The sequence below is a fragment of the Streptomyces sp. GQFP genome, from assembly GCF_021545335.1.
Taxonomy (GTDB): Bacteria; Actinomycetota; Actinomycetes; order Streptomycetales; family Streptomycetaceae; genus Streptomyces.
Genome location: NZ_CP089312.1, coordinates 3,464,995 through 3,479,468, shown reverse-complemented (window position 1 = coordinate 3,479,468; position 14,474 = coordinate 3,464,995). Strand labels below are relative to the sequence as shown.

Annotated in this window: 12 protein-coding genes; 8 read left to right on the top strand and 4 right to left on the bottom strand. The window is 68.5% G+C overall.

Annotated features, from left to right (window positions below):
• Positions 1-43 precede the first annotated feature (43 nt).
• The 3 genes from LUX31_RS15225 (at position 44) to leuE (ending at position 2,997) form a co-directional block, all read left to right on the top strand.
• On the top strand, positions 44-1,624 hold the full coding sequence (locus tag LUX31_RS15225; RefSeq protein WP_235475335.1) for an acyl-CoA mutase large subunit family protein: 1,581 nt from the start codon (positions 44-46) through the stop codon (positions 1,622-1,624).
• A 90-nt stretch (positions 1,625-1,714) separates the two neighbouring features.
• Entirely contained in the window at positions 1,715-2,296 is a 582-nt protein-coding gene (locus tag LUX31_RS15220; RefSeq protein WP_443045962.1) for a Uma2 family endonuclease, read from the top strand.
• 50 nt (positions 2,297-2,346) lie between these two features.
• Positions 2,347-2,997 carry a leucine efflux protein LeuE gene (gene leuE / locus LUX31_RS15215; RefSeq protein WP_235475334.1) on the top strand — a complete coding sequence of 217 codons (651 nt, stop codon included), beginning with the start codon at positions 2,347-2,349 and terminating at the stop codon, positions 2,995-2,997.
• 20 nt (positions 2,998-3,017) lie between these two features.
• Here the strand turns inward: leuE and LUX31_RS15210 are convergent, their stop codons facing one another.
• Entirely contained in the window at positions 3,018-4,433 is a 1,416-nt protein-coding gene (locus LUX31_RS15210) for an FAD-dependent oxidoreductase (RefSeq protein ID WP_235475333.1), read from the bottom strand.
• Between the two features lie 77 nt (positions 4,434-4,510).
• Between LUX31_RS15210 and LUX31_RS15205 the strand changes: the two genes are divergently transcribed.
• The 3 genes from LUX31_RS15205 to LUX31_RS15195 all read left to right on the top strand — a co-directional run bounded on the left by LUX31_RS15205 (position 4,511) and on the right by LUX31_RS15195 (position 7,633).
• Positions 4,511-5,176 (top strand): TetR/AcrR family transcriptional regulator C-terminal domain-containing protein, encoded by a 666-nt coding sequence (locus tag LUX31_RS15205; protein WP_235475332.1) that lies wholly within the window; start codon positions 4,511-4,513, stop codon positions 5,174-5,176.
• Positions 5,177-5,300: 124 nt separating this feature from the next.
• A complete protein-coding gene (locus LUX31_RS15200; RefSeq protein WP_235475331.1) occupies positions 5,301-6,287 on the top strand; it encodes a glycosyltransferase family 2 protein in 987 nt (328 codons plus the stop codon).
• Positions 6,284-7,633: an alpha-2,8-polysialyltransferase family protein gene (locus tag LUX31_RS15195; protein ID WP_235475330.1), complete on the top strand. Its 1,350-nt coding sequence runs from the start codon at positions 6,284-6,286 to the stop codon at positions 7,631-7,633. Before LUX31_RS15200 ends, LUX31_RS15195 begins: the two co-directional genes overlap by 4 nt.
• Before the next feature lie 65 nt (positions 7,634-7,698).
• On the opposite strand, the gene LUX31_RS15190 is transcribed toward LUX31_RS15195, so the two are convergent.
• From LUX31_RS15190 to LUX31_RS15180, 3 genes are all read right to left on the bottom strand, one after another.
• Complete coding sequence (locus LUX31_RS15190; protein WP_235475329.1) at positions 7,699-8,901, bottom strand: acyltransferase family protein; 1,203 nt, start codon at positions 8,899-8,901, stop codon at positions 7,699-7,701.
• 297 nt (positions 8,902-9,198) lie between these two features.
• The gene (locus tag LUX31_RS15185) at positions 9,199-10,581 is read right to left on the bottom strand and encodes an alpha-2,8-polysialyltransferase family protein (protein WP_235475328.1); all 1,383 of its coding nucleotides are present in this window, start codon (positions 10,579-10,581) and stop codon (positions 9,199-9,201) included.
• Positions 10,581-11,567 carry a glycosyltransferase family 2 protein gene (locus LUX31_RS15180; protein WP_235475327.1) on the bottom strand — a complete coding sequence of 329 codons (987 nt, stop codon included), beginning with the start codon at positions 11,565-11,567 and terminating at the stop codon, positions 10,581-10,583. The genes LUX31_RS15185 and LUX31_RS15180 overlap by 1 nt, the downstream gene beginning before the upstream one ends.
• Positions 11,568-11,765: 198 nt before the next feature.
• On the opposite strand from LUX31_RS15180, the gene LUX31_RS15175 reads away from it, so the two are divergent.
• Both LUX31_RS15175 and LUX31_RS15170 read left to right on the top strand, forming a co-directional pair.
• Positions 11,766-13,082: a DUF6716 putative glycosyltransferase gene (locus LUX31_RS15175; RefSeq protein WP_235475326.1), complete on the top strand. Its 1,317-nt coding sequence runs from the start codon at positions 11,766-11,768 to the stop codon at positions 13,080-13,082.
• Between the two features lie 65 nt (positions 13,083-13,147).
• On the top strand, positions 13,148-14,467 hold the full coding sequence (locus LUX31_RS15170) for an N-acylneuraminate cytidylyltransferase (RefSeq protein ID WP_235475325.1): 1,320 nt from the start codon (positions 13,148-13,150) through the stop codon (positions 14,465-14,467).
• Positions 14,468-14,474: the final 7 nt, after the last annotated feature.

Sequence of the window (14,474 nt, the reverse complement as noted above, 5' to 3'; positions counted from 1 at the left end):
TTGTTGTGTACGGCGACTGGCAAGCTACGCGGAGGTACACACCATGACGCGTGAGTCCGAGTCGGGACTACCCATCGAACCGGCGTACGGACCCGGCGCACTCGTGAACTGGGATCCGTCGGAGAAACTGGGCGAGCCGGGCGCGTACCCCTTCACGCGGGGCGTGTATCCGACCATGTACACCGGCCGCCCCTGGACAATGCGCCAGTACGCCGGTTTCGGCACGGCCGCGGAGTCGAACGCGCGCTACCGGCAGCTGATCGCCCACGGCACGACGGGCCTGTCCGTGGCCTTCGACCTCCCCACCCAGATGGGCCACGACAGCGACGCGGCGATCGCCCACGGCGAGGTCGGCAAGGTGGGTGTGGCGATCGACTCGGTGGACGACATGCGGGTCCTGTTCGAGGGAATCCCGCTGGACAGGGTCTCGACGTCGATGACGATCAACGCCCCGGCGGCGCTTCTCCTCCTGATGTACGAGCTGGTGGCCGAGGAGCAGGGAATCCCGGCGGCGCAGCTGACTGGCACGATCCAGAACGACGTACTGAAGGAGTACATAGCGCGGGGAACGTACATCTTCCCGCCCGCACCCTCCCTCCGCCTGACCGCGGACATCTTCAAGTACTGCGGGTCCGAGATCCCGAAGTGGAACACGATCTCGATCTCCGGCTACCACATGGCGGAGGCGGGTGCGAGCCCCGTACAGGAGATCGCGTTCACGCTCGCGGACGGCATCGAGTACGTCCGCACGGCGGTCGCGGCCGGTATGGACGTCGACGACTTCGCCCCACGCCTGTCCTTCTTCTTCGTGGCCCGGACGACGCTCTTGGAGGAGGTGGCGAAGTTCCGCGCGGCGAGAAGAATCTGGGCGCGGGTGATGAGGGAGGAATTCGGAGCCCGGAACCCCAAGTCATGGATGCTGCGCTTCCACACCCAGACGGCGGGCGTCCAACTGACGGCTCAGCAGCCGGAGATGAACCTGGTCAGGGTGGCGGTCCAGGCCCTGGCGGCGGTACTCGGCGGCACGCAGTCCCTCCACACGAACAGCTTCGACGAGGCACTGGCCCTCCCCACGGACAAGAGCGCCCGCCTCGCCCTCCGCACCCAGCAGGTCCTCGCCTACGAGACGGACGTGACGGCGACGGCGGACCCCTTCGCGGGCTCGTACGCCATCGAGAAGCTGACGGACGAGGTCGAGGCGGCGACGCTGACGCTGATGAGGCGGGTCGAGGACCTCGGCGGCGCGGTGACCGCGATCGAACACGGCTTCCAGAAGACGGAGATCGAGAACAACGCGTACCGCATCGCCCAGGAGACGGACGCGGCGGAACGGGTGGTGGTAGGTGTCAACCGCTTCCAACTCGACGAGGAGGAACCGTACGAGCCGCTCCGCGTGGACCCGGCGATCGAGGCCGAGCAGGCACAACGGCTGGCACGGCTACGGGCGGGGCGGGATCAGGGGGCGGTGGGCGCGGCCCTGTCCGCTCTCACTGAGGCGGCTGCGGGCACGGCCAACGTCCTGTACCCGATGAAGGACGCGCTGCGGGCCAGGGCGACGGTGGGGGAGGTGTGCGGGGTGTTGCAGGGGGTTTGGGGGGTTTATGCGCCCTCCGATGCCTTCTGAGCTGGGCGGTTCGTCCGAATGGGTGATCGGAGGTGGAAAGCGTCCATGCCCGGTTACGCTCGTGGAGAGTGTTCCCGAAAGGAGGGTGCCGTGGCTGTGATGCTGCACGAGTCGTCGCTTACTGAGGCTGCCGACTGGCTCTGGGAGGAGCTGCCCGGGCACCGGGTGGAGATCCTCAACGGGAGCATTGTTGTGACACCGCCGCCCGACGGGCCGCATCAGGAGACGTTGACCTGGCTCATCGAGGAATTTTTGAGGGTCAGGGCCCGGGAAGCAGGGCTCAGGTATGTGCAAAACATCGGTTTGTGGCTGCCGACCGGGCCGGACGACTACGCGGTGCCGGACTTCTCAGTCGTCGACGCTGACTACAAGAACGCACTCGTCGAGAAGAATTGCTACGCGCCGCATGTCTTCCAGCTGGTGCTGGAGGTGACTTCCTCCAACTGGACCAACGACACTGCCACGAAGGTCGATATCTACGCCCGGGCGGCGATCCCCGCCTATCTCATCGCGGACCGTAAACACGACGAGGTCCTGCTCTACACCGACCCGGTCGACGGCAAGTACCCCGACCCTCAGCGCTACAAGCGAGGCCAGTGCGTCCCCGTTCCCGAGTCCGTCGGCGTCAGCCTCGAACTCTCCGTGGACACCCTCCTCGACGGCGACGACTGACCCTCGATATTCAAACCCGGAATGTCGTACCCCCGTGCGACACTCGCCCCGTGTTCGGCGTAACTGACCTCCCCACGTATCTCACCGGCCTGGTGCTGATCGTTCTGCTTCCCGGCCCCAATTCGCTCTACGTCCTCTCCGTCGCCGCCCGTCGAGGTGTCCGCGCCGGATACACGGCCGCAGCGGGTGTCTGGTGTGGGGACGCCGTGTTGATGACCCTTTCCGCGGCCGGGGTGGCCTCGCTTCTCCAGGCGAACGCTCTGCTGTTCGGGATCGTGAAGTACGCCGGCGCCGGTTATCTGACCTGGCTCGCGATAGGCATGCTCCGGGCCGCCTGGGGCATGTGGCGTTCGCGGCGGGAAGAGGCCGCAGCCCAGGACGTGGCCGTCGGCGCCGACGAGCGGCCCTATCGCCGTGCTCTCGTCATCAGCCTCTTCAATCCGAAGGCGATCCTGTTCTTCGTCGCCTTCTTCGTGCAGTTCGTCGACCCCGGATACGCCTACCCGGCCGTCTCCTTCGTCGTCCTCGGTGTCTTCGCCCAGTTCGCGAGTGTCCTCTATCTCAGCGCGCTGATATTCGGCGGAACCAGGCTGGCCGCCGTCTTCCGACGTCGTCGGCGTCTGTCGGCGGGGGCGACCTCGGCAGCGGGCGCGCTGTTCATCGGCTTCGCCGTGAAGCTGTCGCTGGCCAGTAGCGTCTAGCCAAGTCCTAGCCGAGTCCCCTACCTGAGGGCGCCCATGGCCTCCGCGTACTCCACCAGCCCCTCCGCCGTCGCCCCCGCCCAGCCCACGTAACCGTCCGGGCGGATCAGGAACACCCCGGTGCCGTACGCCTCGTACGAGAGCAGGCGGACCGTGGGGATCGGGAGCGGTGGCAGGGGCGTTGCCGTGGCCACCGTCAGCAGGGTCCAGTGCGGGCCGCGGAACGTGTCGAAGAGGCGTACGCCGTCCACCGTGCCGTCCGGTGCGCGGTCGCCCGCGTGGACCGGGCCCGGGGTCGGGCGGGTCTCCGCCGTCAGGGACGAGTCGCGGTAGCCGAGGCCGAGCTGGCGGGTCGCCTCGCCGCGCCTGATCTCGCCCCGGTGGACACCCGTCGAGATGCCGAGCATCTGCGCGGCGATCGGCCGGCGCTCCTCCTCGTACGTGGCCAGCAGGGACTCGGGCGCCCCACGCCTCAGTACCGCGCCCAGCTTCCAGCCCAGGTTGTACGCGTCCTGGACGCTCGTGTTCAGGCCCTGGCCCCCGGCGGGGGAGTGGACGTGCGCCGCGTCCCCGGCGAGGAAGACCCGGTCGGCGCGGAAGGCGTCCGCCAGAGCCGCCCTCGGGCGGAAGTCCGAGGCCCAGCGGACCTCCGTCACATCCTCGGGGGCAAGATGCGAGCGGGCGGTCACCGTCTTCCGTATGGCCTCCAGGGACACGTCCAGGTGCTCCCCCTCCGGGAACTGGGCCACCAGCTGGAAGTCCTCCGTCCCGGCCAGCGGGCAGATCGCCATGAAGCCCGCGCCCTCCCCGCTCGGCGGGAAGACGTGCCAGTTCTCGCGGTCCAGGCCCGTGATCCGGACGTCCGCCACCAGGATCGGGTTCGGGTCGACCGTCTCGCCGGTCATGCCGATACCCAGCGCCCGGCGGATCGTCGAACGGCCACCGTCGGCCGCGACCACATACCGCGCACGAACCGGCGCACCGGCGGTGAAGCGGACCGTCACGCCCTCCTCGTCCTGGTCGAGCCCCACGACCTCCCTGCCGAACTCCACCCGCCCGCCCAGTTCCCTCAGCCGCGCGAACAGGATCTCCTGCGTCCTCCACTGCGGCACCATCCACGGCTCGGCCCCGTAAGGCGACGCCCCGACCTCCTCGGTCCCCTCCGCCTGGTCGAACATCCGGTGCTCGCCCACCCGTTCGCCGTTCTGCCAGATCATTCCGACCGGGTACGCACCCCCGGCCGCCCGGATCGCGTCCAGCACCCCGAGGTCGTCGAAGACCTCCATCGTGCGCGACTGGATCCCCTTGCCCCGCGACCCGGGGAACAGCCCCTCGGCCCGCTCCACGACCACCGCGTCCACCCCGCGCCGCACGAGGTCCACGGCGAGCGCCAGTCCGGTCGGCCCCGCGCCCACGACAAGTACGTCGGTCCTCATGACCACTCCACTCTCCTTAACGTTGTTAAGTAGCCCTGCCCTCCGAGAGTGGACTTAACGGTGTTAAGTTGTCAAGCGTGAGTACGGAACGACGAGTCCCCCTCGACCGCAAACGCGTCGCCGACACCGCCCTGAAGCTCCTGGGCGAGGTCGGTCTCGACGGCCTCACCCTGCGGGCCATCGCCAAGGAGCTGGACGTCAAGGCACCCGCCCTGTACTGGCACTTCAAGGACAAACAGGCCCTGCTCGATGAGATGGCGACCGAGATGTACCGGCGGATGGTCGCCGGTCCGGCTCCGGGTCCCGACGTCCCGTGGGACGAGCGGCTGCTCCTCGCCAGCCGCGGGCTGCGCGACGCCCTGCTCGGCTATCGCGACGGCGCCAAGGTGTTCAGCGGCTCCCGTTTCACCGGTGTCGAGCACGCCGTCCAGATGGAGGCGAACCTCCGCTGCTTCGTCGAGGCCGGCTTCACCCCGGCCCAGGCCGTCCGCGCGAACATGACGGCGTACGTCTATACGATTGGCTTCGTCACGGAGGAGCAGGGCGTGCAGCCGCTGCCCGGTGAGCGCCGGGAGGGGTACGACGTCGAGGAGCGGGCCCGGCGGATGGCAGACTTTCCTCTGTCGGCCGCGGCCGGCGCCGAGGTCTTCCAGGACTACGACCGACAGTTCGAGGAAGGGCTGAAGCTGGTGCTCGCAGGAATCGGGGCGACGTACGGAATGACGTACGGAAAGTCGTCATGAGGCAGCGTGTGTGCGGCTCGGCCCTCATCTTTCGAGTGCTGTCCGGTCGGGACCGAGTTGACATCCGGCGCCGAATAACTCTTACTGTCGCGGAATCTGCAGCTGAGAGAGCCCAGGTGTACGCGTGACCAACCGTCCCCCGATACTGTCCGTCGTCGTGCCTTGTTACAACATCGAGACCTATGTCTCGGACACCGTGACGAGTCTCGTCAACAACGACCAGGACGACTTCGAGTTCATCTTCGTCGAGGACCGCTCGACCAAGGACAAGACCTACGAGGCGTTGCTGGAGCTGACGAAGCGGCTGAAGAACGGCAGGGTGATCCGGCACGAGCAGAACGGCGGTCTGGCCACCGCCCGCAACACCGGCATCGACGCGTCCGAGGGCACCTACATCACCTTCCTCGACGGTGACGACTGGCTGGGCCCGGGTTATCTCAAGGCCCTCGTCGACTCCGTCCAGCGCCATGACGTCGACTTCGTGCGTACCGACCACGTACAGGTCAACGGCATAGAGCGGGCCGTCCACCGGGCGCCCGAGGGCCGCCGGAACGTGCCGCTGGACCCGCGTACCTCGATCCTCCCCGTCGACGACACCACGATGGTCGACTACCCCTACGCCTGGGCCGGCGTCTACCACCGCCGCCTCCTCGACAAGGGCATGCTGCGCTTCCACGACGGCCTGAAGACCGCCGAGGACCGACCCTGGATCTGGGACCTGCACCGCAGGGCCGACTCCTACCTGGTCGCCAGCCTGCGCGGGGTCTTCTACCGCCGGGGCGTCACCACCTCGCTCACCCAGATCGGTGACGTCCGCCAGCTGGACTTCTTCCGGTCCTTCGACCTCGTACTCGCCGAACTCGCGAGCGACCCCGAGGTCGGGCTGCTGCGCAAGAAGGCGCTGCGCAACTACTGCGTCGTCATCGCGCACCAGCTGCTCCAGCGCAGCCGCTTCGACCGGCCGACCGCCGCCAAGCTGCGGCAGATGAGCGCCGACGCGCTGAACAAGATGTCCGAGGACGAGCTCCAGGCCGCCCTCATCGGTATGGGCGAGCAGCGCGTACACCTGCTGCGGCGCGTGCGCGGCGGTATGAAGGGAATCGCGGCATGATCCAGATCTTCTTCTCGGCGACCCAGTACGCGGCGGCGACCGTCACGGCCGCGATCCGCGCCGGGCTCTTCGGCCCGCGCGAGGAGCACCGCCGCATCCTGGTCGTCAGCAACACGGCCGCCATCCCGGAGGTCGGTACCCCGCTCGACAGAATGCCCGGCTTCGAGAAGCTGCGGCCCGAGTTCGACGAGGTGCGCTCCTGGAACGAGTTCATCTCCCCGCACCACCCGGCCGGCTGGTCCCCGCGCGCCCAGGACGCCATCCTGTGGGAGAAGGCCGTACGCCTGGCCTGGGACCTCGGTGACGAGCCCGTCGAGATCGCCTGCGAGTCGATCCAGGCGAACCCCTCGCGCGCGGTCGCCGAGATCTTCGCCGACAGCCCGATCCACGTGTACGCGGACGGCCTGATGAGCTACGGCCCCACCCGCAACCGCGTTCCGCACGGGATGAGCAGCCGCATTGCCCGCGTGCTCCACCTCGACCTCATACCGGGACTGCGGCCCCTGCTCCTCGCCGAGTACGGCGTGGAGCCGGTGCCGATCCCGAACGAGCCGATCGTCGAGGTTCTCAACGAGATCGGGGAGCAGGGGTTCGACCTGCTCGCCGCGCGCATCCCGGCCGAGAACCGTCCGACGGCCGTGCTCCTCGGTCAGTACCTGTCCGCCATCAACCTCATCACCCAGGAGGAAGAGGAACAGCTGCACGTCCGGATGCTCCGGGCCGCGGCCAAGGCCGGCCACACGGCCGTCCTGTTCAAGCCGCACCCGAGCGCCCCGGCCGCCTACTCCACGTCCCTGCAGACCGCCGCCGCGGAACTCGGCGTGCACCTGAGCGTGCTCAACGAACCGGTGCTCGCGGAGACGGTGTTCGCGTACCTGAAGCCGCAGCTGGTCGTCGGCTGCTTCTCCACCGCGCTGATGACCGCCGCGACGTTCTACGGCATCCCGGTCGCCCGCGTCGGCACGGAGTCGCTCCTCGACGCCATCACGCCGTACGAGAACAGCAACCGCATCCCGCTCACCATCATCGACGCGGCCCTGCCCGACGCCGAACGCGACCTCGCGTCCAGCATCGGTGTGCCGTCCGACGACCCCGGGCTCGTCGCGCGGCTGGAGCCGCTGGTGAAGGCGGTCGGGTACTGCATGCAGTCCCGCAAGCACCCGCAGCTGCGTGAAGAGGTCGCGGCCTGGCTGTCGGTCCATCTGTCGGAGAACGCCCACTACTTCAAGCGCCGCCGCCTGACCAGCCTCCGCCTCCCCGGCGGCAGCACGGTCCGCGCGGAGACGCTGCGGCGCAACCCGACGGTCCGCAAGGTCGTGAAGAAGGTCAGGGCCGCGCGGTCCTGACAGGCAGTGGTATGTGAAAGGGCCCGGGGTCGGAATCCGACCCCGGGCCCTTTCACACACTCAACTCACTTGGCCTGCTTGAGCTTCTCGCCCAGCTGCTTCGACTGCAGCGTCATCGTCCGCTTCAGACGCGGCCCGAACGGCTTCTCGACGAACTTGTGCATCAGCCAGGCCAGCGTCAGCAGGCTCGCCACCGACGCGAGGATCGTCAGATAGGGGTCGAGGCCCCAGCCGCGGTGCAGCACCCGGATGAAGAACCAGCCCAGGTGCTCGTGGATCAGATAGAAGGGGTACGTCAACGCGCCCGCGATCGTCAGCCAGTTCCAGTTCGCCCAGCGCGTCCAGCCCAGCGCGACCACCGCCACGGAGGCGAAGGCGAGCAGCACGATCAGCTGGATCACGTACGGGTTGCGGGAGAAGTCGCCCTGCGGGCCCGGGTGCCAGAGGGCCGTCACCGAGTAGCGCTGGCCCAGCAGGAACGACATGCCGACGATGCCCCACAGGAGCAGGTCGCTGCCGTAACGGTGGATCAGGTAGAGGGCCAGGCCGCCGATGAAGAAGGGGGCGTGGTCGCGGAAGGTCAGTTCGGAGATCAGCGGGTTGTCGGCGACCCGGGCGAAGGCACCGGCCAGCGTCCACAGGATGCAGAAGGTCACCACACGGCGGTAGGTGACGCCCTTCCAGACCACGAACAGCGCGAACAGCACGTAGAACTTGAGCTCCACCCACAGCGTCCAGCACACGCCTAGGACACGCGGCACGCCCAGCGGCTGCTGCATCATCGTGAGGTTGACGAGGAACTCGTCACCGCGGACGTGGTGCACGACCACCGGCATCGCGAACGACGCGGCGGTGACCATGACGATCGCGACCCAGTACGCCGGGTAGAGGCGCGCGATGCGCGAGCGGAAGAAGTCGCCCAGCGTCTTGCCCCAGCTGCTCATGCAGATGACGAAGCCGCTGATGACGAAGAAGAACTGCACCCCGAGGCTGCCGTAGGTGGCGAACCGGGACAGGGTCGGGAACATCTCACCGGGCGACTGGTGCCAGGACTCGGCGACCTGACCGTTCTTGCCGGCGAAGTGGTACATGCAGACCATGAGCGCGGCCACCAGCCGCAGTCCGTCCAGCGCCCTGAGCCGGCTGACCGGACGGGCGGCCTTGGCACCCTCGGCGGAGGGCGGAACGGCCGGTTCGGCACTCCCGGACCGCGGACCCGGCGGGGGAGCCGGGAGTGGGGGTGCCATGGTCTGGTCGGCCGCGGTCATCGGGTGGCCTTTCGCAACGGGGACAAGAGAGGGGGGAGCGAAGCTGACTCATCGACGGTAACCAGGAGAGCCAGTGGCAACCCAAAGAGGTAGCACAGAAAACGCGCGAACTGATAAACGATCAGCTCATTGGCGTATCAACGGAGTTGGCCGGTTGCGTGCAGACGGACCCGCGGTTGCGTGCAGACGGATGCACGGTTGCGCAGACACGAACGCGCCGCCCCCCGGTTCCGTATACGGAACCGGGGGGCGGCGCGTTCGGCGAATCAGATTTTCGCGGTGCCTGTGGTCAGCGCGTTACCTCTTGACCGTCCTGCTCAACGCCCGCGCCCGGCGCGCGATCCGGCGCACGGTCGCGTTGCGCGGGATGAACGACAGCTGGGACGGCAGCGCGCCGGGCAGTGCCAGCGAGGTCAGGCGGCGGCGCTTGAAGTAGCGCCAGGTCTGCTCGGTGAGGTGCTTGGAGAGATATGCCTCCGCCTCCGGGCGCAGCCTCGGGTAGATCCGGGGCTGCATGCAGAAGCCGATCGCCTTGACGAGCCCGGCGAGTTCCTTGCCGACCTGCTTGCGCGACGGCATCGACCAGTTCTGCACGGCCTTGGCGTCCGCGAGGTCCGGCAGCAGCACGTCCACGATGGTCAGCGGCACGCGGTTGCTGTTCTGGTACGGCGTGATCTTCTCCAGCACGGTGTCCGTGCCGACCCGGGCGACCGGGATGCCGTACAGGCCCGCCGCCGTGAACAGGCCGGTCGAGAAGCAGCCGACGACCAGCGCGGGGCGCAGCCGCTGGAAGAGGACCTCGGCGAGCACGGGCCGGTCCAGGACGGTCAGTTCGGCGCCGAGCTTCTTCGCCTCCGCCTCCAGCGAGCCCGACCAGGCGGCGGGCGCGGTCGGGTGCGGCTTGAAGACGAGCGCGCGGTGCCCGGCCTTCACGGCACCGCGCACCATGCGCAGGTGCAGCTCCTCCTCCTCGGCGGGGGTGAGGATGTCGAGCGCGGAGAGGTACTGGCCCAGCAGCAGCGCGGGATGTTCCTTCGCGTCCTTCGCGGGGGCCGCCGCGATCTCCGGCTCGGCCTCGGCGAGTTCGCCCAACACCTTCAGGAACGCCTCGGTCGGCACCAGTTCGGCGGGCACGGCGAACTCGGTGAGCAGCAGCGGGGTGAGGCCCGGGACGAGGTCGAGGTGGAGCAGCCGCCCGATACGGGTGCCGACCAGCGCGTCGATCTTCTCGCGTGTGGGGCCATAACTTATGAGGCCGTCCGCATAGACGTCGACAGGGGCGCCGGTGAACAGCTGACACAGTGCCAGGGCCGGGTTGACCTGCACGGACTCGACGGTCAGCTGGATGTTGTCGTCGCCGAGGTTCCACAGCATCCGCAGATGCCGCTCCCACAGCGGGACGTCGTCGGCGCGCGGGCCCCAGCCGCTGGGGTGGAACGGGGCGATCGTCTCGTTCCAGGACAGCACCTCGTCGAACCGCTCGCGCACCCGGTCGAAACCGGACATCGCGTCGACCCCGGTGGTGATCTCGGGGTTGGCCGCGTTGTTGGTGATGAGCAGGATCCGGCGGTCGGCCGGCTCGAAGAGCCCCGTGTCGAGGGCGGCGGCCAGCGTGGCGGCGCCGTACAGCGTCGACGCGCAGTAGATCTGGGTGGTGCGGGTCTGGTTGCTGGCGGGCATCAGACGGACACCGTCCCGGCGGACGCGGAGACGGGCCTGCGCCGCACCTTCCGCAGCCGGTTGGCCCGCTGGGCGTCCATCGAGTCGATGGCCTCCGCGAGGACGTCCTGCGGCATCCGCTTCAGCGCGGCGGCGCTCAGCGAGCGCAGTTTTCGGGCCACGGCGGGTTCGAACCTCTCGATCGCTCCGAGATGATGAGCCATGATCGCGCAGTAGGTGCGCACTGCTTTCGGCAGCAGCCTATCCGCCTCGGGGTCCCGGGCCGTCTCCTCGATCACCTGGTCGAAGGCCCGAATGAAGTCGAGTTGGCGAACATCACCGATTTGGGTGAGCGAGGAGGCGACACCACGCCGGTAGAACACGCCGAGCAGCCCCACGGCGGCGAACGACTTCGCCTCCCGGTGCAGCTTCCAGATCCACGGCCGGTCCTCCGCCGTACGCAGCCCGTCGGTGAAGTGCAGGATGCCGCGGTCGACGAGCCGACGGTGGTAAATGCCCGCCCAGGCATAGGCGTAGTCGACGGAGGTGGAGCGGTCGGTCGGCAGGATCGCGTCCCGCGGCGACATCACCACCCCGCGCCGGCCGTGCGGAACCCGATGGATCGCACGCGCCCTGTTGGTGCACTGGACATGATCCGTACGAACGAAATCGCAGCCCAAGTCCTCAATAGCGGCGAGGAGTTGAGGGAAATAGCCGGGAGCGAGCCAGTCGTCGCCGTCGAGGAACGTGAGGTATTCGCCACGCGCTTTGTCGATACCGGTGTTACGGGCGGTGGCCAGGCCTCCGTTCTTCTCGTGGCTGACCAGCACGGCGCCCGGCAGCTCGCGCTCTGCGCGCGCGAGGATGTCCGGAGTCTCGTCGCGCGAGCAGTCGTCGACGAGGATGAACTCGAAGTCCTCGCGCGCGTTGGCGCGCAGGCTCTTCAGAGTGTCGGGCGCGTATTGCTGCACGTTGTAGAACGGCACGATGACGGAGAGCTTGACCACGCGTCCGAGGTTAGAGCCTCTCCGGTGGTCTCACTTTACCCGGGGTTTGATGTCGGGTGAACTACATGTGTCGAGCCGGTGAATCAAGGGGGTTTCTGCACGTTTGACGTCTTGATTCAAGCCGACGCGACCTTTTGTTAACCCTTTGTTGCCCCCGGATTCGGCGGAAGCCCCCCATGTCCGCTTAAGGTCTTGGGCGTGCCAGCCAGTACCACGAGCCCCATGAGGGTCGCCGTCCTCGCCGATTCCGACACTCGGTGGAAATGGGGTGCGCTCACAGCCAGCCGTATTTCTCCTGATAATTCGGACATTCATCTTGACGGCTACCTCCTCAGAGGCCGGGCCACCCCCACCGCCCGCCAGCTCCAGGAGGTAGGGGTCAAGGCGGACTCCCTGCGTGAGGTGACCGCCCTCGAGTTCCTGCGGGCCATGGGCCAGGAGGAGCCGTACGACATCCTCGTGCTCGCCCTCGTCGGCGGCGGCGTCCAGGCGATGCTGCACGGCCTCGGGCACGTGTGGGAGGACCAGGCGCTGCGCCCCGTCGTCGTCACCGGCTATGTCGGGGTCGTCTACGAAAAGCTCGCCGACGGTCTGCTGCTGCGCCACGGCGCCGACCTGGTCCTCGCGAACTCCCGTCAGGACGCCGACCGTTTCAAGGCCGTGTACGACGGAGTCGGTGCCGATTCGTCCTCTGTGACCGAAGTCGCACTCCCCTTCCTGGGCGGCTCGACGTACACAGGTGAGCATGGTCACCCCTACACGGTCGTCTTCGCCGCCCAGCCCTCCGTCCCGGAGAGCCGCAAGGACCGTACGTATCTGCTCGACCGGCTCGTGCAGCACGCCCGGCTGCACCCCGAGCGCGAGGTGCTGCTCAAGCTGCGCTCCAAGCCCGGCGAGCACACCACGCACATCGAGGAACTGCCCTACCAGAAACTGGCCCAGCGCGCAGACCTTCCGCCGAACTTCAAGCTCGTCTACGGGCACATGGGCGAGGTGCTCGACCGTACGGACCTGCTGGTCACGGTCAGTTCCACGGCCGCCCTTGAGTCCCTGCACCGCAGCATCCCGACCGTCGTGCTGAGCGACCTGGGCGTGCGCGAGGCGCTCGGCAACCACCACTTCGTGGGCTCCGGCTGTCTTGCCTCCTGGGAGCAGTTGGACGCGGGCCACAAGCCCGTTCCTGACGCCGAGTGGGTCGCTCGCCAGGGCGTTGCCGCAGATGGCTCGTACGAGACTGCCTTCGACGCGGCACGCGACAGGATCGACCGTCTTCTGGGATCCTCGAAGCTTCCGCCCCTGGCCCCGTACTACACACCGATGACGGCTCCCGGATATTTGCCGGGTATTCTCGCTCGGCACCACCTCGGCCCCGACGGCGTCCCGCTGCCCGGAGCCCCGGCCGCCGACAAGGAGCCGGGAGCGGTGCGGCAGATCGTGCGTCGCGCGGCCCGCGGCGCCTACCGGCACGGCGTGCAGCGCGTCGCGCCCGTGATCCGGCGCATGGGGGAGCTGTGACCGACCGGGTTTCCCCTCAGGCACGCGAACGTCAAGCACGCGAAGAGCGTCAAGGAGTACAGGCAATGTCCAAGCCGGAGTCCAACCCGCAAGCGGGCCGAGCGACCGCGCGGCCCCGCGTGCTCGCGGTGATCCCCGCGAGAGGCGGCTCCAAGGGCGTGCCCGCGAAGAACCTGCTGCCCGTCGGCGGGGTCCCGCTGGTGGCCCGCGCGGTGCGCGAGTGTCTCGCCGCCAAGCTGGTCACGGACGTCGTCGTCTCCACCGACGACCAGGCCATCGCCGCCGCCGCCCGCCAGGCCGGCGCCGAGGTCGTGCTGCGCCCCGCCGCCATCGCCGGTGACACCGCGACCTCCGAGGCCGCCGTCCTGCACGCCATGGACGCCCACGAGACGCTGCACGGCGCCAAGGTCGACGTGGTCCTGCTCGTGCAGTGCACCAGCCCGTTCATCATCCGCGAGGACGTCGACGGCGTCGTCGGCGCGGTCGTGAACAACGGCGCGGACAGCGCGCTGACCGTCGCCCCCTTCCACGGCTTCATCTGGCGCGACGCCGCCGACGACCCGCAGCCGGCACCCGACGAGCACACGGCCGTCGAGGGCGGCGACGACACCGTCACCACCACCGAGACGGTGACTGTCGGCGGCGGCTATGGCGTAAATCACGACAAGTCCTTCCGGCCCCGCCGCCAGGACCGCCCCCAGGACCTCCTGGAGACCGGCGCCGTCTACGGCATGGACGCGGCGGGCTTCCGTAAGTCGAAGCACCGTTTCTTCGGTCACACCGAACCCGTGCGCACCGACCCGGCCCGCGTGCTGGAGATCGACGACCCGCACGACCTCGCCCGCGCCCGGGCCCTCGCGACGCTCTTCGACGCGGAACGCCCCGGCGCCCTCCCGACCGCCGACGACATCGACGCGGTCGTACTCGACTTCGACGGCACCCAGACAGACGACAGGGTGCTGATCGACTCCGAAGGACGGGAATTCGTCTCCGTGCACCGCGGAGACGGACTCGGCATCGCGGCGCTGCGCAAGAGCAGCCTCAAGATGCTGATCCTGTCCTCGGAGCAGAACCCGGTCGTCGCCGCCCGCGCACGGAAGCTACAGCTGCCCGTGCTGCACGGCATCGACCGGAAAGACCTCGCGCTGAAGCAGTGGTGCGAGGAGCAGGGCATCGCGCCGGAGCGCGTGCTCTACGTCGGCAACGACGTCAACGACCTCCCGTGCTTCGCCCTCGTGGGCTGGCCCGTGGCGGTCGCGAGCGCCCACGACGTTGTGCGCGGCGCCGCACGCGCGGTCACCACCGTTCCCGGCGGCGACGGCGCGATCCGAGAGATCGCCAGCTGGATCCTCGGCCCCTCTCTCGACCCCCTCAACAAGAAGTAAGGAACCA

Excerpts from the sequence above, each read along its gene's own strand:
- LUX31_RS15190 (WP_235475329.1), bottom strand. The coding sequence starts at position 8,901 with ATGACCGCGGCCGACCAGACCATGGCACCCCCACTCCCGGCTCCCCCG.
- LUX31_RS15185 (WP_235475328.1), bottom strand. The coding sequence starts at position 10,581 with ATGCCCGCCAGCAACCAGACCCGCACCACCCAGATCTACTGCGCGTCG.
- LUX31_RS15170 (WP_235475325.1), top strand. The coding sequence starts at position 13,148 with ATGTCCAAGCCGGAGTCCAACCCGCAAGCGGGCCGAGCGACCGCGCGG.
- LUX31_RS15225 (WP_235475335.1), top strand. The coding sequence starts at position 44 with ATGACGCGTGAGTCCGAGTCGGGACTACCCATCGAACCGGCGTACGGA.
- LUX31_RS15195 (WP_235475330.1), top strand. The coding sequence starts at position 6,284 with ATGATCCAGATCTTCTTCTCGGCGACCCAGTACGCGGCGGCGACCGTC.
- LUX31_RS15210 (WP_235475333.1), bottom strand. The coding sequence starts at position 4,433 with ATGAGGACCGACGTACTTGTCGTGGGCGCGGGGCCGACCGGACTGGCG.